The organism is Limnohabitans sp. Rim11, assembly GCF_001269365.1.
Lineage (GTDB): Bacteria > Pseudomonadota > Gammaproteobacteria > Burkholderiales > Burkholderiaceae_C > Limnohabitans_A.
Genome location: NZ_CXOM01000004.1, coordinates 93,285 through 115,640, shown reverse-complemented (window position 1 = coordinate 115,640; position 22,356 = coordinate 93,285). Strand labels below are relative to the sequence as shown.

Here is a 22,356-nt window from a genome sequence, read left to right as displayed (position 1 = left end):
ATCGCCTAGGCAGACAAGTCATAGCGATTAATGGTAAATCCCTGTTTTGTGTAATGTTTCCAACGCAATCTTGCACTGGTTTTGTCGAACTCCTCGGGGCCAACAACCTCGACCAAGCGACCCGTGGACCCCAAATCGAGGGGCGCTTCGTGATGCAAATTGAGAGCGACATCCAAGCGCGACCCTGCAGAAAGTGAGGACCATTCTGGCGCCAAAATAATACTGGAGCGACTTAAAAGCTTTGCTTCGTCGGTGACCCAACAATGTGTGACAAAGTCTGCAGGATTTAATTGCCATAGACTTAGGTGAAGCGTTTGCAAAGCATCATCAGGGCCACAAACACCAGTTCGCTTGCCTTGACCACTAATTTTACGAAGCAGTCTGCAAACATAGCCCCATTTTTCGGGCGCATTGAAATGAAAATCCACCTGCACCATTATTTTTTGGCGCTGACTTGCTGAGACAACAGATACTGCAACAACAAACCGACGGGTCGGCCGGTTGCGCCTTTTGCCGCGCCACCCTTCCAAGCGGTGCCAGCAATGTCCAAATGGGCCCATGGGTACTTTTGCGCAAAGCGGTGAAGGAATTTGGCCGCAGTGATGGCGCCCCCTGCACGCCCACCCACATTGCCAACGTCTGCAAAATTGGACTTCAATGACTCTGCATATTCATCGTCCAAAGGCATTCGCCAGCACAGGTCCATGGCGTCATTGCCTGCCTTTTGGAGCGCCTCGGCCAATGAATCCTCTGTGGCGAACATGCCTGTGCGAATGGCGCCAAGCGCAATGACGCAGGCGCCTGTGAGAGTGGCAATGTCAATGACGGCTTTGGGTTTGAAACGCTCGGCGTAAGTGAGGGCATCGCACAAAATCAGGCGACCTTCGGCATCGGTGTTTAAGATTTCAATGGTTTGACCACTCATGCTGGTCACCACATCACCAGGCTTAACCGCCAAACCATCGGGCATGTTTTCACAAGCGGGAATGAGGCCCACCACATTGAGTTTGGGTTTGAGCAAACTCAATGATTTAAAGACGCCCAGAACGCTGGCCGCACCGCCCATGTCGAATTTCATTTCGTCCATTTCGGCTGCGGGCTTGATAGAAATACCGCCTGTGTCAAAGGTGATGCCTTTGCCCACCAAGACCACAGGTGCTTCTGATTTGGCTGCGCCTTGGTATTTCAAAACAATGAATCTCAAGGGTTCTGCAGAACCTTGGGCCACCGACATGAAAGAACCCATGCCCAACTTGGCCACTTCTTTGGGTCCCAAGACCTCGCAAGAGATGCCAGCTGTTTTGGCCAAGCCCTGCGCTGCTTTGCCCAACATGGTGGGGGTGGCATGGTTGGCAGGCCGATTGGCCCACTCTTTGGCCATTTCAATGCCCTGAACAATGGCCACGGAAGATGCAAAAGCATCTTTCAACCCTTGGTTTGAGGACTCAACACCCAGGGTCACTTGCGTCAATTTGCGAAGTTTCGGTTTTGAATAAGTGGCGCCATAGACATACGTGCTATCAGCCACAGTCAAAACAGCCGCATGCAACTGTGCAGCACTGACGGGACCTGCAAAAGCCAACACAGCCTTGGCTGTTTCGGCTGATTTGAGGCTGCCCATGGCACTCGATACCGCCGACTTAATGTCCGCAGCCCTGCCCTCGCCCACACCCAGCAGAATGGTTTTGCTGGCAGAAATACCAGGTAGCGCATAAGTTTGAAGAGATTTTCCGGCCTTGGCCGAAAAGTCCTTGGCCTGGGTGGCTTTGGTAATCAGTGCAGAAAGAGGGTCTTTACCTGCTTGAAAGTGCTCAGAAATGAGGACAATCAGGGTGTCTGTGGTTGTTTTGGCAGCTGCGGCCAATGAGAGTGTTTTTAATTCGAAGTTCATAATGGGTGTCTCCTAAGCCGCAATGTTATTCCATTCTTCCATTCGAAAAGACTTGGCACGAAGTTTTGGTGCCACGGTTGTGGTTTTGGCCACCATCGTGATGACCATTATTTTGATCCGAACTTTGGGTCAAGCCACCCGAGGCAGCGTCAATCCTTCCGAGGTGATGTGGGTCATGGGGCTTACCGTGCTTGGCCACCTCACCACCATTTTGACCCTGAGCTTGTTCATTGCGGTTGTCTCCACCCTTTCCCGCATGTACGCCGACAGCGAAATGGTCATTTGGTTTTCTAGCGGCAAGGGCTTGGCCAACTTTTCCAAACCTCTTTTTCAATTTGCTTGGCCCATCTTGGCTGTGATTGCCTTACTGGCTTTGTTTGTTTGGCCTTGGAGTAACAAGCAAATTCAAGACCTGCGTGAGCGCTATGAGCGGCGCAATGACATTGAGCGGGTTGCACCGGGTCAATTTCAGGAATCTTCTGGTGGGAAGCGAGTCTTTTTTATAGACAAAGACACGCCGAACAATCAGACAGGTCGCAATGTCTTTGTGTCCAGTGTCGATGGTCAATATGAAAGCATCACGACCGCACAGCAAGGCCGAATTGAAATCAAAGATGGCGAACGATTTTTGAACCTGCAGCAGGGACAGCAAATGCTGAAAAACCTCAACACAGGCGAGATTCGCATCACCGAGTTCAAAGACTACCAACTGCTGATCGATCCCTCCTCAAAATATGCGATGAGTGAAATGCAAAGTCGCACCCTCAGTTCGATAGACCTTCTGAAAAATCCAACTGCCATCAACCTAGCCGAACTCTCTTGGCGTCTGGGCTTGGCATTGGCTGCTTTCAATTTATTGTTGATTGGCTTGGCCGTGGCCAGCGTCAACCCTCGCGTAGGCAAAAGCTACAACTTGGCTTTGGCTTTGTTTTGCTTTGTGGGTTACTACAACATGGTCAACGTAGGTCAAAACTGGATTGCAGCTGGAAAAATAACGATGCCTGTTTATACGCTCAGTCTCCATGGAGTGGCTTTCGCTTTTGGCCTTTTATGGTTAATGATTCGCCATTTAAATCTCTCTTGGCGTAACTTGCTGCCTTTGGCAATAACTCACAATAAGGCAGCCAACGCATGAAAACCATACGACGCCTTATTCATGGCGAAATTATTCGCTCAGTGAGCTTTGTGGCCATTGGCTTTTTAGCCTTGTTTGTATTCTTTGACTTGGTCGATCAACTCCAAGCATTGAGCAAAAACAGAATGCAGGGTTATCAATTTCAACATGCCTTGATGTATGTGGGTTTTCTCATTCCCAGTCATTTGTATGAGCTGCTACCCATCTCTGTCTTGATTGGCTCCATCTATGTGATGGCCAGATTTGCGCAAAGTTCTGAATTCACCATTTTGCGAACGGGTGGCTTAGGACCCTGGCGCGCTTTGGGTTCATTGTTTCAGTTGGGTTTGATTTTTGTCTTTGTCACATTCATTTTTGGTGACTACATATCGCCTTGGTCTGACAAGCAAGCGCAACTTCTAAAGGCCCGTTACCAAGGTCAGATCACGGTAGGGCAAACCGGCGCATGGTTGCGCGAGAAGCAAGCCAATTCTCAATTTGCGGTCAATGTGCGTGCATTGAGCAGTCAGGGGCAGCCTGAAGGTATACGCATCAATGAGTTTGACAGTGATGGGCGCATTGTTTCTATCACCTCAGCCTCTAACGGCCACATTGGCAGTGAAGGCACATGGCAGTTGAACGCAGTTGATCGACGTGTCTTTCACCTCAAGTCCAACGATGTCTCGCGCATTGAAATTTTGAATTTACCGACATGGGAATGGAAGACTGAACTGACCTCCGAAATGGTGAGTGCCGCCCTTCTAAGTCCAGACAGAATGAAAACGATCGATCTTTTTCAATACATGCGTCACTTGGCGGCCAACGGCCAAAACGCACAACGTTATGAAATTGAGTTCTGGCGAAAAGTTTTTTACCCACTCAGCTGCTGGGTCATGTTGACACTTGCTTTGCCGTTTGCTTATTTGCATTTCAGGTCTGGCAACATTGCGGGCTATGTGTTCGGAGGCGTGATGGCAGGCATCAGCTTTTATTTGCTCAACAACGTCTTTGGCTTCATGGGCAATTTGCAAAATTGGCAACCTTGGCTCACTGCCGCAGCGCCTGCCATCATCTACAGCCTGGTTTCTTTGGCAACATTTGGCTGGCTCGTCATCCGGCAGTAATTCAATATGAACGCATCACAGGCTCAACAAGGCATCGTTTTATTTGCTCACGGCTCTAGAGATCCGCTTTGGCGTTTGCCCATTGAAGCCGTGGCCAAGCAAATTCAAGCCCTTTCACCCCAAACCCAAGTGATGTGCGCGTTTTTGGAACTCACCACGCCAGACCTGCCCACTTGCGTCAAGACTCTTTCTGACTCGGGCTTGTCCCACATAGCGGTCGTGCCCATGTTCTTAGGCATTGGCAAACACGCTCGAGAAGATTTGCCCGAGCTGATGAAACAGCTTGAAGCAGACTATCCCCACATTGAATTTGATTTGCGGCGTGCCATTGGCGAAGAGCCCAGCCTGACACTGGCCATGGCCCAGATTGCACTCAAATCTATAGATCTGTAAGGCATAATAAACCCCAACTTATAGGGTTTATTGATATGAACTTACACCAGTTCCGCTTCGTCCAAGAGGCGGCGCGTCGAAATCTCAATTTGACCGAAGCGGCCAAAGCGCTTCACACCTCTCAGCCCGGCGTCTCCAAAGCCATCATTGAATTGGAACAAGAGTTGGGCATCGATATCTTTGCGCGCCATGGCAAGCGACTGAAAAGAATCACCGAACCCGGCCAGCACGTTTTAAAAAGCATCGAAGTCATCATGCGTGAAATTGGCAATTTAAAACGCATTGGCGAGCAGTACAGCGCTCAGAACAACGGCACTTTGTCGATTGCCACCACGCACACCCAAGCCCGCTATGTGCTGCCTGTGCCGGTCGCAAAGCTTCGAGAGATTTACCCACACGTCAACATCAGTTTGCACCAAGGCTCCCCCGACCAAGTAGCCCGCATGCTCATGGACGACACAGCAGAAATTGGCATGGCCACGGAATCTTTGGCCGAGTACGAAGATTTGGTTACACTGCCCTGCTACGAATGGCAACACATGTTGGTTGTGGCGCCAGACCATCCCTTGGCGCGCAAAAAACATTTGCACCTTGAAGACATTGCCAAAGAACCACTCATTACCTACCACCCTTCTTTTACGGGCCGTACGCGCATTGACACGGCATTTGCCAATAAAAAATTGCACCCGCGCATTGCGCTTGAAGCCATTGATTCCGATGTGATCAAGACCTATGTTCGATTGGGCTTGGGCGTTGGCATCGTGGCCGAGATGGCCATGAAAGACGATCCGGTAGGAGATTTGGTCGCCATACCTTTGGGCAACTTGCTCGGCAAAAATGTAGCACGCGTGGCGTTCAAGCGCGGTGCTTACCTTCGAAATTTTGTGTACCAATTTGCAGAACTGTTAAGCGACAGGCTTACTGCTGCCTTGGTCGCCAAAGCCATGACAGGCCATGTCAACGACTACGAGTTGTGAGATATCTATGAGCGACGCGATGACGCCCCCACTAATTTCAAAACACCCCAACATGGGGACCACCATTTTTTCAGTCATGTCTGCCTTGGCCGCTGAGTCTGGCGCCGTCAATTTGGGACAGGGATTTCCAGACTTCGAATGCGATCCCAAGTTGGTGGCAGATGTCTCGGCAGCCATGCACGAGAATTTGAACCAATACCCGCCCATGCCTGGCGTTGCCCCTTTGCGCCAAGCTGTTGCCGAAAAAATTAACAAACTCTATGGTCGTCAATACGACCCCAACACAGAAATAACCATCACAGCTGGCGCCACACAAGCCCTGCTAACCATCATGCTGGCGGTGGTTCACCCTGGCGACGAAGTGATTGTGCTGGAGCCTTGTTACGACTGCTACGTGCCCAACATTGACATGGCGGGCGGCGTGGTGGTGAGGGTGCCCCTAACGCCGGGTACTTTTAGGCCAGACTTTGACAAAATTCAGGCCGCCATCAGTTCGCACACGCGGGCTATTCTGATCAATTCGCCGCACAACCCCAGTGGCATGGTCTGGCGCCATGAAGACATGTTGAAGCTTCAAGAGATTTTGGCACCCACCTCCATTGTGCTCATCAGCGATGAGGTTTACGAGCACATGGTTTACCAAGATTTGAAACACTGTAGCGCGTCAAGCTACCCTGGCTTGGCGGCTCGAGCCTTTGTGGTGTCTAGCTTTGGCAAGACTTACCATGTGACAGGCTGGAAAGTTGGTACTGTGGCAGCACCGGCTTCCCTGACCGTTGAGTTTCGCAAGGTACATCAGTTCAATGTGTTTACTGTCAACACACCGGTTCAACATGGCTTGGCGAGGTACATGCAAGACCCAAGCCCCTATCTGAACTTACCTGCTTTTTATCAGCGCAAACGAGATTTGTTCCGAGAGGGTTTGGCAAAGACCCAATTCAAAATGTTGCCTGGCGAAGGCACCTACTTTCAGTGTGTCGACATCTCTGAACTGAATGTGCCCGAGAAAAACTTGGGCGAGTCAGAATTTTGCAAATGGCTCACCCAAGAGGTTGGGGTGGCAGCCATTCCCATGTCTGCGTTTTATGGCAACAGCTTTGATCAAAACGTCATCCGTTTTTGCTTTGCCAAAAAAGACGAGACCCTGAATGCCGCCCTGCAAAGACTGGCCAGACTTTAGTCGTCTGACTCAGGTGCCAGGTTGGGAAACAACACTGAGTTGTAACCAAACTTAGAAAAGTCAGTCACCCGCATGGGATACAGAATGCCCAGCAAGTGATCGCATTCGTGTTGCACCACTTTGGCATGAAAGCCATCGGCCACGCGGTCAATGGCATTGCCAAACTCATCAAAGCCGGTGTATCTAATTTTCATGGCGCGGGGCACCACAGCACGCAAGCCTGGCACCGACAAGCAGCCTTCCCAATCGTTTTGCATTTCATCGCCCAACACCGTAATGCTGGGATTGATTAAAACGGTGGGCGGTATGGGTGCCGCGTCGGGATAACGCGGAATAATTTGGCCTGTGCCAAAGATCACCAATTGAACATCCCAACCAATTTGAGGGGCAGCCAAGCCCGCACCATTAGCGGCCACCATGGTTTCTTTCATGTCAACAATGCCAGCCAGCAATTCTGGGGTGTTGAAAGCGGTGATGGCTTGTGCTTTTCGAAGCAAGCGCTCGTCACCCATTTTTAAAATTTGTCGAACGGTCATTGGGATGTCCTTCTTTAGGGGGCGGAATTGAGTAAAAACAGTAAACCCGCTTCATCTAAGACGGGCACGCCCAGAGCCAACGCTTTGTCCAATTTGCTGCCTGCCTCTGAACCCGCCACCACGTAGCTGGTTTTTTGACTCACAGAACCGGCCACCTTGGCCCCTGCTGCTTCCAGCATGGCTTTGGCTTCCTCGCGGCCTAGATTGGGCAGCGTGCCAGTCAAGACAACCGTTTTGCCAGTGAGCGGTTGAGGCGCGCGCTCGGCTGGCGGGCCCTCTTGCCAAGTGACGCCACAGGCTCGAAGTTGTTCAACAATTTCTTGGTGATGCGCTTGTTCAAAAAACGTCCGCACACTTTGAGCCACCACAGGTCCAACATCAGACACTTGCAGCAGCTCTTCTTCAGTGGCATTCATGAATGCATCGAGGGTGCCAAAGTGACGCGCAAATTCTTTGGCTGTTGCCTCACCCACATGGCGAATGCCCAGGCCGTAAATGAATCGCGGCAAGGTAGTTTTCTTAGAAGCCTCTAAGGCGTTCAAAATATTGATGGCCGATTTTTCTGCCATGCGGTCCAATTGAACCAAGGCCGTTAAGCCCAATTTGTACAAGTCTGGCAAGGTGCTGACAACGCCCGAGTCAACCAACTGATCGATGAGTTTTTCTCCCAGACCATCTACTTCAACAGCTCGCCTTTGCGCAAAGTGCAAAAAGGCTTGCTTGCGCTGAGCGCTGCAAAACAAACCGCCGCTACATCGATAGTCTGCCTCACCCTCGTCACGCAGCGCGGCACTGCCGCACACCGGACAAATTCTGGGCATGGTAAAAATTTCTGCACCACTCAGGCGCTTGTCCATCACCACGCCCACCACCTCGGGAATCACATCGCCCGCACGGCGAACAATGACGGTATCGCCCACGCGCACATCTTTGCGCCTGGCTTCATCTTCGTTGTGCAGGGTGGCGTTGGTGACTGTCACGCCGCCTACAAACACAGGGGCCAATTTGGCCACGGGGGTTAATTTGCCTGTTCTGCCCACTTGAACATCGATGGCTTGAACCGTAGTGAGTTCTTCTTGGGCTGGAAACTTGTGCGCCACAGCCCAACGAGGTTCGCGCGTCACAAAGCCCAGCTTGTCTTGAAGGGCCAAATCGTTGACCTTGTAAACCACGCCATCAATGTCATAGGGCAATGCATCGCGTTCTGTTGCAATGCGCTCATGAAAAGCGATCAGGCCCTCGGCACCATTCACACATTGTGTTTGGCTGGCAACTGGAAAACCCCAGCCTTTGAGGGTCTGTAGCAAATCAAAATGTGTTTGAAATGGCGCACTTTGTTGCGGCCATCCAAGCACTTCACCCAAACCATATGCAAAAAAACTTAAAGGCCTTTGCGCGGCAATATTGGAATCGAGCTGCCTCACTGCACCTGCCGCCGCATTGCGCGGATTGACAAAGGTTTTTTCGCCTTTGGCGCCTTCTGCAATTTTGTTGAGCTGTCGCTCATTCAGGGCATCCAAATCATCTCGGCGCATGTAAACCTCACCGCGCACTTCCAAGACATCTGGCAGGCTGCTTGCACCGGCAGAAATTTGCAACGGAATTTGGCCGATGGTCCGAATGTTGTGCGTCACATCTTCACCGGACTCGCCATCACCGCGGGTAGCGGCTTGAACCAAAACGCCCTTCTCGTATCGCAGACTCATGGCCAAGCCGTCAAACTTGAGTTCGGCGACGTACTCAATTGCAGGCGCAGTGTCTGACAAAGACAATTCACGGCGCACCCTTGCATCAAAGGCGCTGGCACCACTCGACTCATTGTCGGTTTCAGTGCGAATGCTCAGCATGGGCAATTGATGACGGACAGTTTGAAATTCAGGCAACACAGCACCACCCACCCGCTGCGTGGGCGATTGGGGCGTTTGAAGTGAAGGGTGCTTTTGTTCTAAGGCTTGAAGCTCACGAAACAAGCGGTCGTATTCAGCGTCGGGAACTTCGGGTGCATCAAGGGTGTAGTAGGCATGCGCATATCGGTGCAGCAATTGGTGCAATTGCTGAGCGCGATCGGTGTCATTTGCAAGGTCGGAAGCGCCCTTCTCTTCGCCTGCGTCAGAGAACAAGTCCAGGTTCACGATGGCTTAAGAAAACAAACGGCGTGCTTGCGGAGAACCTGCTGACAATTCGCGCAGGTCAAGGGCGTCATACAAATTCTCAAGGTCTGCCGCAATGGCGTTCAAGTCTGCTTCGGTGAGGGCATGACCCGCGCCATCGGTAATCAAACCATCCATTTCATTGCCCAAAATGCGAGCGGCTTCACGCAGGCGCGCAAAGGCGTTTTCTTCTCTAGGCACTTGAGGCACATCCAAGCTCAAAGAAAATTCACGGATGGCAGACAAAGCCGGATCGTCAGCCATCGCCGCTTGGGTATCAAAAGACAAAGACAAAATGGGTGGCAAGCCTTGCACGGGGGCGGCCAACACCATGCGGCCTGGAATCACACCCGCCACAAAACCCCAACGCGCTGCATGCTGATGAATGTAGCCAGGGCTCCAAGCAGCCGCTGTGGCCACTACGGTGAAGCTCAATTGGGCATCGTGTTCGCTGGCAAATTGATCGAGCTCGCGTGCGCGCGCCACTTCTTCCAGCATATCTGGAAACTCGGGCGAGCCATTGATGGCATCGGCAAAGGACTGGGCCTTGATGACAAATTCAGAAAATTCAATTTCGTTCAATGCGCCCACGCGATTGGCCAATTGAATGCCCGCCTGAAACGCATGGTAGCGACGGCCCGCTGTGGGGGTCTCCCATTCGCCTGTGGTGTCATTCAAACCCTCGACAGCAAATGGCTTGGTGCCCACTCGGCGCGTTGCTGGCAAAGCGGCCAAAGCGGCATCGCCAGAAACTTGATTGTCCACTTCAATGGGGGCAATGACATCGATCAGTGCATCGAGTGGTGGTTTTCTTTCTGGTACGGGCAATGTGGCCATGGCATCGTCCAGAAAACTCGGGTCTTGTGGGCCCTTCAATTCGACATTGCTGTCGAGCGTAGGATCTATCCCAACGCCCGCGTTATCCGATGAGGCCTGACGCGGGGCGTTTTGCCTTGCAGTCCACAAGTTGTATAAAACAACCCCCACCAAGGTCAATCCACCGACAATGGCCAAACTGTTTTGCAATGAGCTCATGTGTGTTTGTACTTCGAGTTGATTGGAAAAAGCTTTGTATCAGGTGAGTTCGGCCATGGAAACGGCTGCTTCCATGTCAACGGCCACAATGCGTGATACGCCCTGCTCTTGCATGGTGACACCAATGAGTTGCTCGGCCATTTCCATGGCAATCTTGTTGTGACTAATGAACAAGAATTGTGTTTCCTTGCCCATGCTCTTGACCAACTTGGCGTAGCGCTCGGTGTTGCTATCGTCCAAAGGCGCATCCACCTCGTCCAGCAAGCAAAACGGCGCAGGGTTGAGTTGGAAAATGGCAAACACCAAGGCAATGGCGGTAAGCGCTTTTTCGCCGCCAGACAACAGGTGAATGGTTTGGTTCTTTTTGCCTGGGGGTTGCGCCATGACCTGAACACCCGAATCCAAAATTTCATCGCCGGTCATGACCAAGCGGGCGTTACCGCCGCCAAACAACTCTGGGAACATGCGGCCAAAGTGTTCGTTCACAATTTTGAATGTGCCGCCCAACAGATCGCGTGTTTCGGCGTCGATTTTGCGAATGGCATCTTCCAAAGTCGTCATGGCTTCGGTCAGGTCGGCTGTTTGAGCGTCCAAGAAAACCTTGCGCTCACGTGCCGTGCTTAATTCATCCAAGGCTGCTAAGTTAACAGCCCCCAAGGCTGCAATCTCGCGGTTCAAGCGGTCAATTTCGGATTGCAAACCTGTCAACCGAACGTTGCCTTCTTCAATGGACTTGGCCAAGGCTTCTAAGTCGGCTTCGGCGTCTTGCAAGAGTTGCGTGTACTGCTCAAGGCCCAAACGGGAAGCTTGTTCTTTGAGTTGCAAATCGGTGATGCGTTGACGCAATGGATCGAGTTCGCGCTCAAAACTCATGCGGCGTTCGTCGCTGGCACGCAAACGAGCAGTGAGGTCGTCGTATTCGCTGCGCTTGGCGCCCAAGACTTGCTCGCGCTCCATCTTGATGGCCAACGCGTTTTGTAAACCCGCCTGCGCTGCAGCATCTGTCAGCCTAGACAACTCGTCTTTGGCGCGTTCTTGCTCAGCATGAATCGATTCAATTTGTTGCCCCGCGGTTTGCAAACCGCGTTGCAACTCGGAACGTCTGGCTTCTAAACTGCGCTGAGAGAAAGTGGCCTCTTGAGCAAGGCGCTCAAGGGTGCGCTGTTGCTCGCGACACTCAGAAAGTTTGCGCTCGGATTCAATGACGCGCTCGTCAAGCTGGGCATGACGTTCTTGGCTGTCTGCCAATTGCATGTCAAGTTCTTCGAAGCGGCCTTCTGCGGTCATCCTGCGCTCTTGCAGGTCTTCCAAGCTCAAATCGACTTCTGCCAAGTCGCCCGCAATTTGTTCGCTGCGCGCGCGGGTTTGTTCTGCCCATTGCGTGAGACGCAAGGTTTCAACTTGCAACTCGTGTGCTTTGGATTGGGCCTCTGAAGCTTCCTGACGCACAGAGACCAAGCGTTGGGCAGCGTCTGAATAAGCCGCTTCGGCACGCACAGACGCTGAACGGGTTTCTTCGGCAATCAGTGTTTGAGCACGTTGTTGCTTTTCAAAATTTTCGATGTCTTGAGCGCGGGCCAGCAAACCAGCTTGCTCTGAATCGGGCGCGTAAAAACTAACACTGTGTTTGCCAATGGCATGACCCGACTGAACCACAAAGCATTCGCTGCCTTGCAATTGATCGCGCCAAGCCATGGCGTCTTCCAACGACGGTGCAGTGAAATAACCCTGCAACCAATCTGTGAGCAATGCAGACAAACCGGCATCGGACAAACGCAGTAAATCAGACAAGGGCCTGCAAGCAGACGGCAAGCCTTTTCGGGCAACCGTGGTGCTGCCGTTGGGCGGCGAGTAAAAGGATAATTTGGCGGGAGGCGCGTCGGAGGCAAACGCCTTGACCATGTCTAAGCGCGAAACTTCCAAGGAAGAAAGTCGCTCACGCAGAGCAGACTCCATGGCGTTTTCCCAACCGGACTCCATGTGGATCTTGCTCCACAAGCCTTGTAAGTTGTCGAGGCCGTGTTTGCCTAACCAAGGCTTTAATTTGCCATCGGTTTTTATTTTTTCTTGAAGCGATTTGAGGGCTTCAATTTTGGCAGTGAGGTCGGCCAGTTTGGCAGACTCATCGTTGACCGCCTGTTGTTTGTCGCGTCGCTCTTGGTCAAGCAAAGGCGTTTGCGTTTCGAGTTCGGCCAATCTGGCGCCGCTCTCTTTGGCAAGTTCTTCAGCTTGCGCAAACTGCGCCTGCATGTTGATCAGTCGCTGCTCATCGGGGGCATCTAAGGCGTTGCGATCGGCAACCAGTTTCTCGCGGCGCAAGGTGAGTTGACGGGTTTGATCTTCAATGTTGCGTTGATCGGCGGCCAGCACCTGAATTTGCTGCTGAACTTGAACCACGCTGCCGCGCTGTTCGTTGGCCTTGGCTTGCGCTTGGCGCAGGGCTTCTTCCAAATCGGGCAAGGCTTGCGCTTGGTCTTCCACTTGCGCGGCCAGGGTCATGGTTTGATCTTCGGCTTGCAAGGCTTGTTCGGCCAAAGATTCGAGTTCGGCTTCGGCTTGAATCTGACGGTCAGACCAATCGGCTGACTGAGCTTGCAACTGGGCCAAACGCTGTTCTGCGCGCTGACGACCTTCAACCACGAAACGGATTTCGGCCTCTAATTTGCCCACTTCGGCACTGGCTTCGTACAACAAGCCTTGGGCCTGATTGACCTGGTCGCCCGCAGCGTAATGCGCTTGGCGAACTGTTTCTAAGTCGGCTTCGACATGCCTTAAATCGGCAATGCGTGACTCTAAGTCAATGACCGCTTTGTCAACATCGGCCTTGATTTTGACTTGGTCGGATTCAGCGTCGGCACGCTTGAAAAACCACAGCTGTTGTTGCTTGAGTGTGCTGTCGGCTTTGAGGTCGTTGAACCTTTGTGCCACTTCAGCTTGCTTTTCCAACTTTTCCAAGTTGGCATTGAGCTCTCGCAAAATGTCTTCGACTCGGGTTAAGTTTTCGCGGGTGTCCGACAAGCGATTTTCGGTTTCTCGTCGGCGCTCTTTGTATTTGGAAACGCCGGCGGCTTCTTCCAAGAACAAACGCAATTCTTCGGGCCTAGATTCAATGATTCGGCTAATGGTGCCCTGACCAATGATGGCGTAGGCACGAGGTCCCAAACCGGTGCCCAAGAAGACGTCTTGAACGTCGCGGCGGCGCACGGGTTGGTTGTTGATGTAATAACTGCTGTTGCCATCGCGGGTTAAGACGCGCTTAACCGCAATTTCGGCAAACTGACCCCATTGGCCACCGGCACGGTGGTCGGCATTGTCAAAGACCAGTTCAACGCTGGCACGGCTAGCGGCTTTGCGGGTGTTGGTGCCGTTAAAAATAACGTCTTGCATGGACTCGCCACGCAATTCGGAGGCTTTGGATTCGCCCAAAACCCAACGGCAAGCGTCCATGATGTTGGATTTGCCGCAACCGTTGGGGCCTACAACCCCAACCAACTGGCCAGGAAGCACAAAGTTGGTGGGTTCTGCGAAGGATTTGAATCCAGATAATTTGATGGAATTAAGGCGCACAGGAGTCAGATTTTGGGTCAAAAGGCACACCTTGTGCCTGAAGCCTCCATGTTAACCGACCCAAACCCAAAACAGACCCTGAAATGAGCTGAAATTCGCCCGATAAAACGATCCAGTATCCCGGATAATTGGGGGATGAATCCCTTATTGGCCTCCCTACAGCCCTACCCCTTTGAACGCCTTCGACAATTGTTCGCGGGTGTGACCCCTAACCCCCAGTTGCAACACATCAGTTTGGGCATTGGCGAGCCCAAGCACGCCACCCCCGAATTCATCAAAAAGGCCCTTACCGCCTCCCTCGATACCGCCTTGTCTGGTTACCCCGCTACAGCGGGTGAACTTCGCATGAGGGAAGCCTGCGGCAATTGGTTGCAAAGACGCTACAACATTGAAATCAATCCCGCCACCCAGGTCTTGCCAGTCAATGGCTCGCGTGAAGCTTTGTTTTCATTGACACAAGCCGTGGTCAACCCCACAAAATCAGGCAATAACCCCATCGTCATCAGCCCCAACCCCTTCTATCAAATTTACGAAGGGGCCACCTTGTTGGGCGGCGCCAAGCCTTATTACGTGCCCAACACCGCAGAAAACGACTATGCGGCCGATTGGGACGCAGTACCTGCCGATGTTTGGGCCAATACACAGCTTTTGTTTGTGTGCTCGCCCGGCAACCCCACCGGCAAAATCATGCCCTTGGAAGAATGGCAAAAGCTGTTCGAGTTAAGCGACAAATACGGCTTCGTCATCGCCTCGGACGAGTGCTACAGCGAAATTTACTTTCGCGACGAGCCGCCTTTGGGTGGGCTGGAGGCTGCCAGCCTCTTGGGCTACAAAGATTTCAAGCGACTGGTTGCATTCACCAGTTTGTCAAAACGCAGCAATGTGCCAGGCCTAAGAAGCGGCTTTGTAGCGGGCGACGCCGCCATCCTCAAAGATTTTTTGCTGTACCGAACCTACCACGGCTGCGCCATGAGCGGCGTGGTTCAAGCAGCCAGCATTGCAGCTTGGAACGACGAAGCACACGTTGTCGAAAACCGCAATTTGTACCGCACCAAATTTGCCCAAGTCACCCCTGTGTTGGCCGACGTCATGGATGTCAAATTGCCAGACGCCAGTTTTTACTTGTGGGCTGGTGTGCCAGCGGCTTGGAACAACAGCGACACAGACTTTGCGCGCGAGCTCTATGCCGCCGAACACGTGACGGTTTTACCGGGTAGCTACATTGCCCGCGAAGCACACGGTTTCAACCCTGGCCAAGGCCGCGTGCGCATGGCCTTGGTGGCTGAAACTGCAGAGTGCCTTGAAGCCGCTCATCGCATTGCCCGTTTTATTCGATCAGGTCGCCCCACATGAGCAACACACTGAGACTGACAGAACAACTGATGGCCATGCCTTCAGTCACGCCCGCCGATGGCGGCTGCATGGCCCTGATTCAATCGCATTTAGACCCTCTGGGTTTTGAATGCGAGGTGATCGATTGCGGGCCTGATACCTTTCGGGTCAAAAATTTGTGGGCCAAACGAGCCGGCACAACGCAGCAGACTTTGGCCTTTGCAGGTCATGTCGATGTTGTTCCTACAGGCCCCTTAAACCAATGGACCAGCGACCCCTTCACGCCCACCCATCGCGATGGCAAATTGTTTGGCCGCGGTGCCTGCGACATGAAAGCCTCGCTGGCTGCCATGGTGGTGGCGACCCAAGAGTTTTTAAAAGAAACACCTCAGCCTGCTTTGGGCATCGCGTTTCTGTTGACCAGCGACGAAGAAGGCCCTGCCCTCGATGGTACGGTGCGCGTTTGCGAGTTGCTAACGTCTAGAAATCAAGCGCCAGATTTTTGCATTGTGGGTGAACCCACATCTGTTAAAAAAACTGGTGACATGATCAAAAATGGACGCCGTGGTTCACTCAGTGGCAAGCTCAAAGTGATTGGCATTCAAGGCCACATTGCCTACCCCCAATTGGCAGACAACCCCGTTCACAAAGCCGCACCCGCCATTGCCGAATTGGCCAGCACTGTTTGGGACAACGGCAATGCATTCTTTCCGCCCACCACCTGGCAAATTAGCAATGTGCACGGCGGTACTGGGGCCAGCAACGTCATCCCTGGCGAGATGGTGATTGATTTCAACTTCCGCTTTTGCACAGAGTCCACGGCAGATTCATTGAAGCAACGCTTCACAGACATTCTGCACAAGCACCAACTCAAGTTTGAAATTGACTGGACCTTGGGCGGCCTGCCCTTTCTCACCACGCCAGGCAGTTTGGTCGACATGGTGCAAGAAGCCATTGTGCAGGTGACGGGCATTCAGACCGAGCTGTCCACCACGGGCGGCACCAGCGATGGCAGATTCATTGCGCAAATATGTCCTCAAGTCATTGAGCTTGGCCCACCCAATGCCACCATTCACAAAATTGACGAGTATGTGGCGGTGGCCGATTTAGAGCCCCTTAAAGACATTTACAAACAAGTCCTGGTCAAACTCAATCAAGCCTGCTTGGCAAACAACAGCGCTGCGCGCTAATGCCATGAAACTCACTCAACTCATCCAACAGGGTGCGGCACAACTTGACCAAGCGAAAGTGGCTTTTGGCCACGGCACCTTGAATGCACACGATGAAGCCACCTGGCTCATCTTGTGGCAACTTCAAATGCCGCTGGACACAGAAGTTGCTAATGAAACTACTGTCGATGCCTCTCAAGTTGCAGCTTGCCAAAATTTGATTCAGCAAAGAATTGCCACTCGCAAACCTGCGGCTTATCTCACGCAAGAGGCTTGGCTGCAGGGCATCCCTTTTTATGTTGACGAGCGCAGCATTGTTCCCAGAAGCTTCATTGCCGAGCTCATTGCCGAGGGTGCCTTTGATGGATGGCTCAAAGAAAGCAGCCACCAATTTTTAGACCTGTGCACGGGCAATGGCAGCTTGGCCGTTATTTGTGCCATGGCCTACCCCGATGTGTCGGTGGTGGGCGCAGACATTTCTGAAGATGCCCTTGAAGTGGCCAAAATCAATGTTGCCAAACATGCACTGCAAGACCGCGTGAAACTGGTGCAAAGCGATGGCTTGAAAAATGTGCCTGGCGCTTTTGATTGCATTGTTTGCAATCCGCCCTATGTTTGCCAGGCCAGTATGAATGCGTTGCCCAAAGAGTTTTTGGCCGAGCCAGAATTGGCTTTGGCTGGGGGCGAAGATGGAATGGACTTTGTCCGCCAGTTGTTCAATGATTTACCGAATCACATGAACCTCGAAGCCATTTTGGTTTTGGAAATTGGCAACGAACGCGAGCACTTTGAAACAGCTTTTCCAACACTTGAAGCCGTATGGTTAGAAACCAGCGCGGGCGAAGATCAAGTTTTATTACTGACCCGCGAAGCATTGCTTAAGTTCAAGCCCTGAGCCCCTGCATTTCACGATTTTTTACAACCGCCTTAACCACTGATTGATCTCGGCAACCTGTCTGGTCTGCCGAAGCGAAAACCATTACATGATTCAACTTAAAAACGTCACCCTGCGTCGCAGCGCCAAAGTCTTGCTAGATGCCGCATCGGTCACGATCAATCCTGGCGAAAAAGTCGGCCTCGTCGGCCGCAATGGCGCGGGCAAATCTACTTTGTTTGCGCTGTTCAATGGCATGCTTCACGAGGATGGCGGCGACTTCTCGATGCCTAAACAATGGCGCATGGCCCAGGTGGCCCAAAACATGCCCGAAACAGACGAAAGCGCCACTGATTTTGTACTGGGGGGTGACACTAGGCTGGGCGAACTGCGCGCCATATTGCACGCCGCCGAAGAAGCCGAAGATGGTATGGCCATGGCCCATGCCCACGTCGATTTGGCCGATGCCGGTGAACACGATGCTGTGCCCCGCGCACAGGCCCTCATTTTGGGATTGGGCTTTAGGTCTTCCGAACTGGATCAACCGGTCAACAGTTTTTCGGGTGGCTGGCGCATGCGTTTGCAATTGGCCCGAGCCCTGATGTGCCCATCTGATTTGTTGCTGCTAGACGAGCCTACCAACCACTTGGATTTGGATGCCTTGGTTTGGCTTGAGGCTTGGCTAAAGCGTTACGCTGGCACCATGATTGTGATCAGCCACGACCGAGAGTTTTTGGATGCCGTCACCGATGTCACCTTGCACATTGAGCATGCCAAACTGAACCGCTATGGCGGCAATTACAGCGCCTTCGAAACATTGCGATCACAGCAACTTGAACTGCAACAGGCCTCTTTTTCAAAACAGCAAGACAAGATTGCGCATTTGCAAAAGTTCATCGACCGCTTCAAGGCGAAGGCCAGCAAAGCCAAACAAGCGCAAAGCCGTGTCAAGGCATTGGAACGCATGGAAAAAATTGCACCGGTGCTGGCCGATGCAGACTTCACGTTTGAATTTAAAGAACCCGTCAACCTGCCCAATCCCATGCTGGCGATCTCCCATGCCAACCTTGGTTACCAGGTGGATGACACCCACAAGGTCATTGTGCGAGACGTCAACAAGTCTGTGTTGGCGGGACAACGCATTGGTATTTTGGGCGCCAACGGACAAGGTAAATCGACCTTGGTCAAAACCATTGCACGCAGCATCAAAGCTTTGTCAGGCGAAATTACCGAAGGCAAAGGCTTGAACATTGGTTATTTTGCGCAGCAAGAACTGGATGTTTTGCACCCCAACGACAACCCTTTGGAGCACATGATTCGACTGGTGAAGGAATTGGGCGCAACACCAGGTCAGTCTTCACGCGAACAAGATTTGCGCAACTTTTTGGGCACCTTCAACTTTTCTGGCGACATGGTCAAGCAAACTGTGGGCTCCATGAGCGGTGGCGAAAAAGCCCGCCTGGTGTTGGCCATGATTGTGTGGCAACGCCCCAACCTGTTGCTGCTGGACGAGCCAACCAATCACTTAGATTTGGCCACACGCGAAGCCTTGTCAATGGCCCTCAATGAATTTGAAGGCACCGTCATGCTGGTCAGTCACGATCGTGCCTTGCTGCGTGCGGTGTGTGACGAATTCTGGTTGGTGGGTCGTGGCGAGATCAAGCCCTTTGATGGCGACCTCGATGATTACCAACGCTATTTGTTGGACGAATCCAAGCGACTGCGTGAAGAAGCTAAAGCCAATGAGGCCAATGAAGCCCATGAGGCCAGTGCTTCAATCCAGATGGCCAAGCCGGCTGAAGCAATCAAAGCCGCACCCATCGAAGCTAAACCTGCAGTGCCCAACAGAACACCTGAGCAGAAAAAACAAGACGCTTTGCTGCGTCAACAAAAATCGGCGCTCGAAAAGCCTTTGAAGAAATCGATCGAGCAAGCCGACCAAAAAATGGCACAACTCGAAGCCCAAAAGCTAGCACTCGAAACCAAGCTGACCACACCACTGCCACCGCCAGAAATAGCCGAAGTGGGCAAGCAACTCAAAACCATTCAGAATGAGCTGGAAAACTTAGAAGTGCAATGGCTGGCATGGACTGAGGAACTTGAGCAGTTAAGCGCCTCTGCTTAAGCCTTGCTTGATTTTGCTCTTGCAAAGGGTTTTAAACCCCAAAGAAAAAACCCACACAGCTTGCGCGATGTGGGTTTTAAAAGGGTTTGAGTATTTGGTGGGTCGGGCGAGATTCGAACTCGCGACCAACGGATTAAAAGTCCGCTGCTCTACCGACTGAGCTACCGACCCATCTACTCAAGCCTTAAATTATAGCGTCATATTTTTGACTTTATCAAGCCTTCTGCAAGAAAATTTAAAGTCAATGAAGAAGCCACCATGCCAAAGCTGGCGGTGACCGTGACCACCGACCCATAACCATGGCAGTTCAAACTGCCATCGCCCTCAATTTGACATGACGGATCGGGCGGCGCCACATTTTCTCTGCTGAAAACACAAAGGACCCCCATCTTGGCGCCATCTTTGGGCGCACTTCTTTCTTTTCTAAGGCGGTACCTGACTTGGGCCAATAAGGGATCGTGCGTCACCTTGGACAAGTCGGCTTGTTCAACCAAGTGGGCTTGGCGTTTGCCACCTGCTGCGCCCAGCGTGACAAAGAATTTTTTCTGCCGAATAGCCCAGTCGGCCATAGCCACTTTGGACTTAACCTGATCGCAAGCATCAATCACAGCGCTTAAAGGCGAGCGTGTTGTTGGGGACGCTTGTAAATCTTGAATCAAAGCGATCCAGTTTTCTGGCGTTACAAAATCATCCACGGTATGCACCAAGCATTGAGGATTGATCTGCGAAATTCTTTCTTTCATGGCCGTGACCTTGGCCATCCCCAGCGTGCTCTCTAAGGCATGAATTTGTCGGTTGATGTTGGACTCGGCCACATGGTCCATGTCCACCAAAGAGATTTCTCCCACACCACTTCGCGCTAGGGACTCTGCCACCCAAGAGCCCACCCCGCCAATACCCACAATCAGCACATGCGCTTTGGCAATGTTGGCTGCGCCGACAACGCCATACAAACGATCCATTCCGCCAAATCTTCTGGCTTGCATCATGCCTTAGACGGCTTTCTTCAAGTCGTATTGCAAAGCCAAAAACGCACCGATCACGATAGAGACGGTGGCCAAAATACTCAGGAAGTTGAGCGTTGAGATACCGCTTAGCCCCTGGCCAATTGAACAGCCAATGGCCAAGACTGCCCCCACGCCCATCAAGCATCCGCCGAAAAGATGGCGCTTCAAATCGGGAGTGTTTGAGAACCCCTCCCACCGAAAACTGCCTTGTTGTTTGGCGCTGGCATACGCGCCCAATACAATGCCCAGCACACTAATCATGCCAATGGTGAGTCGCTTGGTGCCATCGCTGAAATACAAAAGCGCATCCAGTCCCAAGGCCAGAGGTGCCGTCAAACTGAAGGACTCCATTTTTCGGCTGGAGGTGGCCAAGAAAAATTCTTCAAGGGTTTCGGGATGTTCTAAGCCATGCCCTAAAACGCCAGACACCCACCACATGGCACAAACAAGCAGGCCAACAGACACGCCTGCCAGCAAATTGCGCATTGAAATGAAATGACGATCTTTGAAGATCCAGAGAAACAAGAGGAAACTGGCAAAGACAGAAGCCCACAACATACCTAGTGGCAACGTTGCGTTCAAAGCCCCAGCGGCCCACTGCCCAGCAAACAAGCCCTGCGACATTTCGATCTGCACGGGTTCAATCGATTTGACGCGAGCGACGGCTAAGACGCCTTTCAAGGTGACCAAAGCAGCCAAGCCCATCGTGACCACAACGACCAGTGACTTCAAGTTGCCACCACCCAAGCGAACCAATGACTTGGAACCACAGCCAGAACTCCATACCATGCCCCACCCAAACAAAAGACCACCTAGCATCACCGCAAGCCAAGGCGCTGATTGGGCTGGATAGATGGTGTTGAGTGGGCTGATGAGACCTGCATAACTCATGAGGCCGAAACCTAAAATTGCAACAGCGATGGCCAAGACCCACTGACGCAATCGATCAAAACTGCCCATGATGACGGCATCACTGACGGCACCCATGGTACAAAAATGTGTGCGGTGTAGTACCCAGCCAAACAAAAACGACACCAGGCCGGCTGAACCCCAAACAGCCAGCTGAAGTTGGTCTAGCTGTGCGGCATCCATGTGAGTTAACGAAGTCGCGCTAAACGGTCTTTGGCAGTTTGAGCGGCATCTGTACTCGGATGCGCTGCAACCAACTCTTCCATGGCTTTGCGAGCACCCTTAATGTCTTTCAATTCAACCAGGCAATTGGAGATGGCCAACATGGCCTCAGGTGCACGCGTGTGCTGGGGCGCAATGCTTAACAGTTTGCGGAAATTGATCACGGATTCTTTGTAATCTTTGGTGGCGTACTGTGCGTTGCCAATCCAAAACAGGCTGGATGCTGCGTAGCCACTGGTTGGATAGCGACGCAAGAAATTCAGCATGCTCAATTGGGCGGCCGCAAAATCGCCCGTACGGAATACGGCCAGCGCCGTGTCAAATTCTTTCTTTTCGGCGGGATCAGCCTGAAATTCCAAACCATCCAAAACCACCTTGATGGGTTCAAATTTTGAAAGTCGAGAGTCAACCGATTGAACCACATCTTTTTGTTTGATTTGCAGTTCTGAAAGCTCTTTGATCAATTGCTCGTTGGCGCCACGCATCTTTGACTGATCGGCTTTGAGTGCTTCAATTTGGTTTTGTAAATCAAATAAAGCACGTCGCAAAACAGCAATTTCTTCGGACTGGGTTTGAACTTGGGTTTTGAAGCTTTGCTGAGTTGCATCAAGTTTTTGACGCAAGTCCAAGATAGCGCGACGCGCTTCATCGTCTCCAAACAAAGCGGCATGGGCGCCTAAGGAGGCACCTAAAGCCAATGTCACTAAAACAAGTTTAGAAGCTTGAAAGTTGAAGCGGGTGCGCATGGGTT

At 52.1% G+C, this 22,356-nt stretch carries 18 protein-coding genes and 1 tRNA gene; 9 read left to right on the top strand and 10 right to left on the bottom strand.

From position 1 onward, the window contains the following. Positions 1-5: 5 nt before the first annotated feature. A complete protein-coding gene (locus tag AMM03_RS14410; RefSeq protein ID WP_090131813.1) occupies positions 6-437 on the bottom strand; it encodes a DNA polymerase III subunit chi in 432 nt (143 codons plus the stop codon). Beyond that, positions 437-1,891, bottom strand: a complete 1,455-nt coding sequence (locus AMM03_RS11635; RefSeq protein ID WP_090131812.1) for a leucyl aminopeptidase — start codon at positions 1,889-1,891, stop codon at positions 437-439. Before AMM03_RS11635 ends, AMM03_RS14410 begins: the two co-directional genes overlap by 1 nt. 22 nt (positions 1,892-1,913) lie before the next feature. Between AMM03_RS11635 and lptF the strand changes: the two genes are divergently transcribed. From lptF to AMM03_RS11610, 5 genes are read left to right on the top strand one after another with little or no spacing between them, the layout of a single operon-like run. Next, positions 1,914-3,026, top strand: coding sequence for an LPS export ABC transporter permease LptF (gene lptF / locus AMM03_RS11630; protein WP_090131810.1), 1,113 nt, complete (start codon positions 1,914-1,916; stop codon positions 3,024-3,026). Next, positions 3,023-4,129: an LPS export ABC transporter permease LptG gene (lptG, locus tag AMM03_RS11625; protein WP_090131808.1), complete on the top strand. Its 1,107-nt coding sequence runs from the start codon at positions 3,023-3,025 to the stop codon at positions 4,127-4,129. Before lptF ends, lptG begins: the two co-directional genes overlap by 4 nt. Before the next feature lie 6 nt (positions 4,130-4,135). Beyond that, the gene (locus AMM03_RS11620) at positions 4,136-4,522 is read left to right on the top strand and encodes a sirohydrochlorin chelatase (RefSeq protein WP_090131806.1); all 387 of its coding nucleotides are present in this window, start codon (positions 4,136-4,138) and stop codon (positions 4,520-4,522) included. Positions 4,523-4,557: 35 nt separating this feature from the next. Beyond that, positions 4,558-5,499 carry a CysB family HTH-type transcriptional regulator gene (locus AMM03_RS11615; RefSeq protein ID WP_090131804.1) on the top strand — a complete coding sequence of 314 codons (942 nt, stop codon included), beginning with the start codon at positions 4,558-4,560 and terminating at the stop codon, positions 5,497-5,499. A gap of 19 nt (positions 5,500-5,518) precedes the next feature. Beyond that, on the top strand, positions 5,519-6,679 hold the full coding sequence (locus AMM03_RS11610) for a pyridoxal phosphate-dependent aminotransferase (protein WP_228764686.1): 1,161 nt from the start codon (positions 5,519-5,521) through the stop codon (positions 6,677-6,679). On the opposite strand, the gene def is transcribed toward AMM03_RS11610, so the two are convergent. The 4 genes from def to smc are packed head-to-tail and all read right to left on the bottom strand — an operon-like array spanning position 6,676 to position 13,967. Further along, a complete protein-coding gene (gene def, locus AMM03_RS11605) occupies positions 6,676-7,215 on the bottom strand; it encodes a peptide deformylase (protein ID WP_090131800.1) in 540 nt (179 codons plus the stop codon). The two genes, AMM03_RS11610 and def, sit on opposite strands and share 4 nt — an antisense overlap. 14 nt (positions 7,216-7,229) lie before the next feature. After that, a complete protein-coding gene (ligA, locus tag AMM03_RS11600) occupies positions 7,230-9,341 on the bottom strand; it encodes an NAD-dependent DNA ligase LigA (protein WP_369793711.1) in 2,112 nt (703 codons plus the stop codon). A gap of 12 nt (positions 9,342-9,353) precedes the next feature. Further along, entirely contained in the window at positions 9,354-10,400 is a 1,047-nt protein-coding gene (locus tag AMM03_RS11595) for a cell division protein FtsZ (RefSeq protein ID WP_090131796.1), read from the bottom strand. Between the two features lie 39 nt (positions 10,401-10,439). Beyond that, complete coding sequence (gene smc, locus AMM03_RS11590) at positions 10,440-13,967, bottom strand: chromosome segregation protein SMC (protein ID WP_090131795.1); 3,528 nt, start codon at positions 13,965-13,967, stop codon at positions 10,440-10,442. Positions 13,968-14,102: 135 nt separating this feature from the next. On the opposite strand from smc, the gene dapC reads away from it, so the two are divergent. From dapC to AMM03_RS11570, 4 genes are all read left to right on the top strand, one after another. Next, on the top strand, positions 14,103-15,320 hold the full coding sequence (gene dapC, locus AMM03_RS11585; protein ID WP_090131793.1) for a succinyldiaminopimelate transaminase: 1,218 nt from the start codon (positions 14,103-14,105) through the stop codon (positions 15,318-15,320). Further along, positions 15,317-16,489, top strand: a complete 1,173-nt coding sequence (dapE, locus tag AMM03_RS11580) for a succinyl-diaminopimelate desuccinylase (RefSeq protein ID WP_090131791.1) — start codon at positions 15,317-15,319, stop codon at positions 16,487-16,489. Before dapC ends, dapE begins: the two co-directional genes overlap by 4 nt. Positions 16,490-16,493: 4 nt before the next feature. Next, positions 16,494-17,363, top strand: coding sequence for a 50S ribosomal protein L3 N(5)-glutamine methyltransferase (gene prmB, locus AMM03_RS11575; protein WP_090131788.1), 870 nt, complete (start codon positions 16,494-16,496; stop codon positions 17,361-17,363). An 88-nt stretch (positions 17,364-17,451) separates the two neighbouring features. Continuing rightward, entirely contained in the window at positions 17,452-19,467 is a 2,016-nt protein-coding gene (locus tag AMM03_RS11570) for an ABC-F family ATP-binding cassette domain-containing protein (protein ID WP_090131785.1), read from the top strand. A gap of 95 nt (positions 19,468-19,562) precedes the next feature. Here AMM03_RS11570 and AMM03_RS11565 read toward each other — a convergent pair. From AMM03_RS11565 to ybgF, 4 genes are all read right to left on the bottom strand, one after another. Then, positions 19,563-19,638: transfer RNA gene (locus AMM03_RS11565), tRNA-Lys, on the bottom strand. Between the two features lie 26 nt (positions 19,639-19,664). Beyond that, the gene (locus tag AMM03_RS11560) at positions 19,665-20,456 is read right to left on the bottom strand and encodes a tRNA threonylcarbamoyladenosine dehydratase (RefSeq protein ID WP_090131784.1); all 792 of its coding nucleotides are present in this window, start codon (positions 20,454-20,456) and stop codon (positions 19,665-19,667) included. Between the two features lie 3 nt (positions 20,457-20,459). After that, complete coding sequence (locus AMM03_RS11555; RefSeq protein ID WP_090131782.1) at positions 20,460-21,566, bottom strand: YeeE/YedE family protein; 1,107 nt, start codon at positions 21,564-21,566, stop codon at positions 20,460-20,462. Positions 21,567-21,571: 5 nt separating this feature from the next. After that, positions 21,572-22,351: a tol-pal system protein YbgF gene (gene ybgF, locus AMM03_RS11550; protein ID WP_090131780.1), complete on the bottom strand. Its 780-nt coding sequence runs from the start codon at positions 22,349-22,351 to the stop codon at positions 21,572-21,574. Between the last annotated feature and the right edge of the window lie 5 nt (positions 22,352-22,356).

Excerpts from the sequence above, each read along its gene's own strand:
- AMM03_RS14410 (WP_090131813.1), bottom strand. The coding sequence starts at position 437 with ATGGTGCAGGTGGATTTTCATTTCAATGCGCCCGAAAAATGGGGCTAT.
- AMM03_RS11635 (WP_090131812.1), bottom strand. The coding sequence starts at position 1,891 with ATGAACTTCGAATTAAAAACACTCTCATTGGCCGCAGCTGCCAAAACA.
- lptF (WP_090131810.1), top strand. The coding sequence starts at position 1,914 with ATGTTATTCCATTCTTCCATTCGAAAAGACTTGGCACGAAGTTTTGGT.
- lptG (WP_090131808.1), top strand. The coding sequence starts at position 3,023 with ATGAAAACCATACGACGCCTTATTCATGGCGAAATTATTCGCTCAGTG.
- AMM03_RS11620 (WP_090131806.1), top strand. The coding sequence starts at position 4,136 with ATGAACGCATCACAGGCTCAACAAGGCATCGTTTTATTTGCTCACGGC.
- AMM03_RS11615 (WP_090131804.1), top strand. The coding sequence starts at position 4,558 with ATGAACTTACACCAGTTCCGCTTCGTCCAAGAGGCGGCGCGTCGAAAT.
- AMM03_RS11610 (WP_228764686.1), top strand. The coding sequence starts at position 5,519 with ATGACGCCCCCACTAATTTCAAAACACCCCAACATGGGGACCACCATT.
- def (WP_090131800.1), bottom strand. The coding sequence starts at position 7,215 with ATGACCGTTCGACAAATTTTAAAAATGGGTGACGAGCGCTTGCTTCGA.
- AMM03_RS11595 (WP_090131796.1), bottom strand. The coding sequence starts at position 10,400 with ATGAGCTCATTGCAAAACAGTTTGGCCATTGTCGGTGGATTGACCTTG.
- dapC (WP_090131793.1), top strand. The coding sequence starts at position 14,103 with ATGAATCCCTTATTGGCCTCCCTACAGCCCTACCCCTTTGAACGCCTT.
- dapE (WP_090131791.1), top strand. The coding sequence starts at position 15,317 with ATGAGCAACACACTGAGACTGACAGAACAACTGATGGCCATGCCTTCA.
- prmB (WP_090131788.1), top strand. The coding sequence starts at position 16,494 with ATGAAACTCACTCAACTCATCCAACAGGGTGCGGCACAACTTGACCAA.
- AMM03_RS11570 (WP_090131785.1), top strand. The coding sequence starts at position 17,452 with ATGATTCAACTTAAAAACGTCACCCTGCGTCGCAGCGCCAAAGTCTTG.
- AMM03_RS11560 (WP_090131784.1), bottom strand. The coding sequence starts at position 20,456 with ATGATGCAAGCCAGAAGATTTGGCGGAATGGATCGTTTGTATGGCGTT.
- AMM03_RS11555 (WP_090131782.1), bottom strand. The coding sequence starts at position 21,566 with ATGGATGCCGCACAGCTAGACCAACTTCAGCTGGCTGTTTGGGGTTCA.
- ybgF (WP_090131780.1), bottom strand. The coding sequence starts at position 22,351 with ATGCGCACCCGCTTCAACTTTCAAGCTTCTAAACTTGTTTTAGTGACA.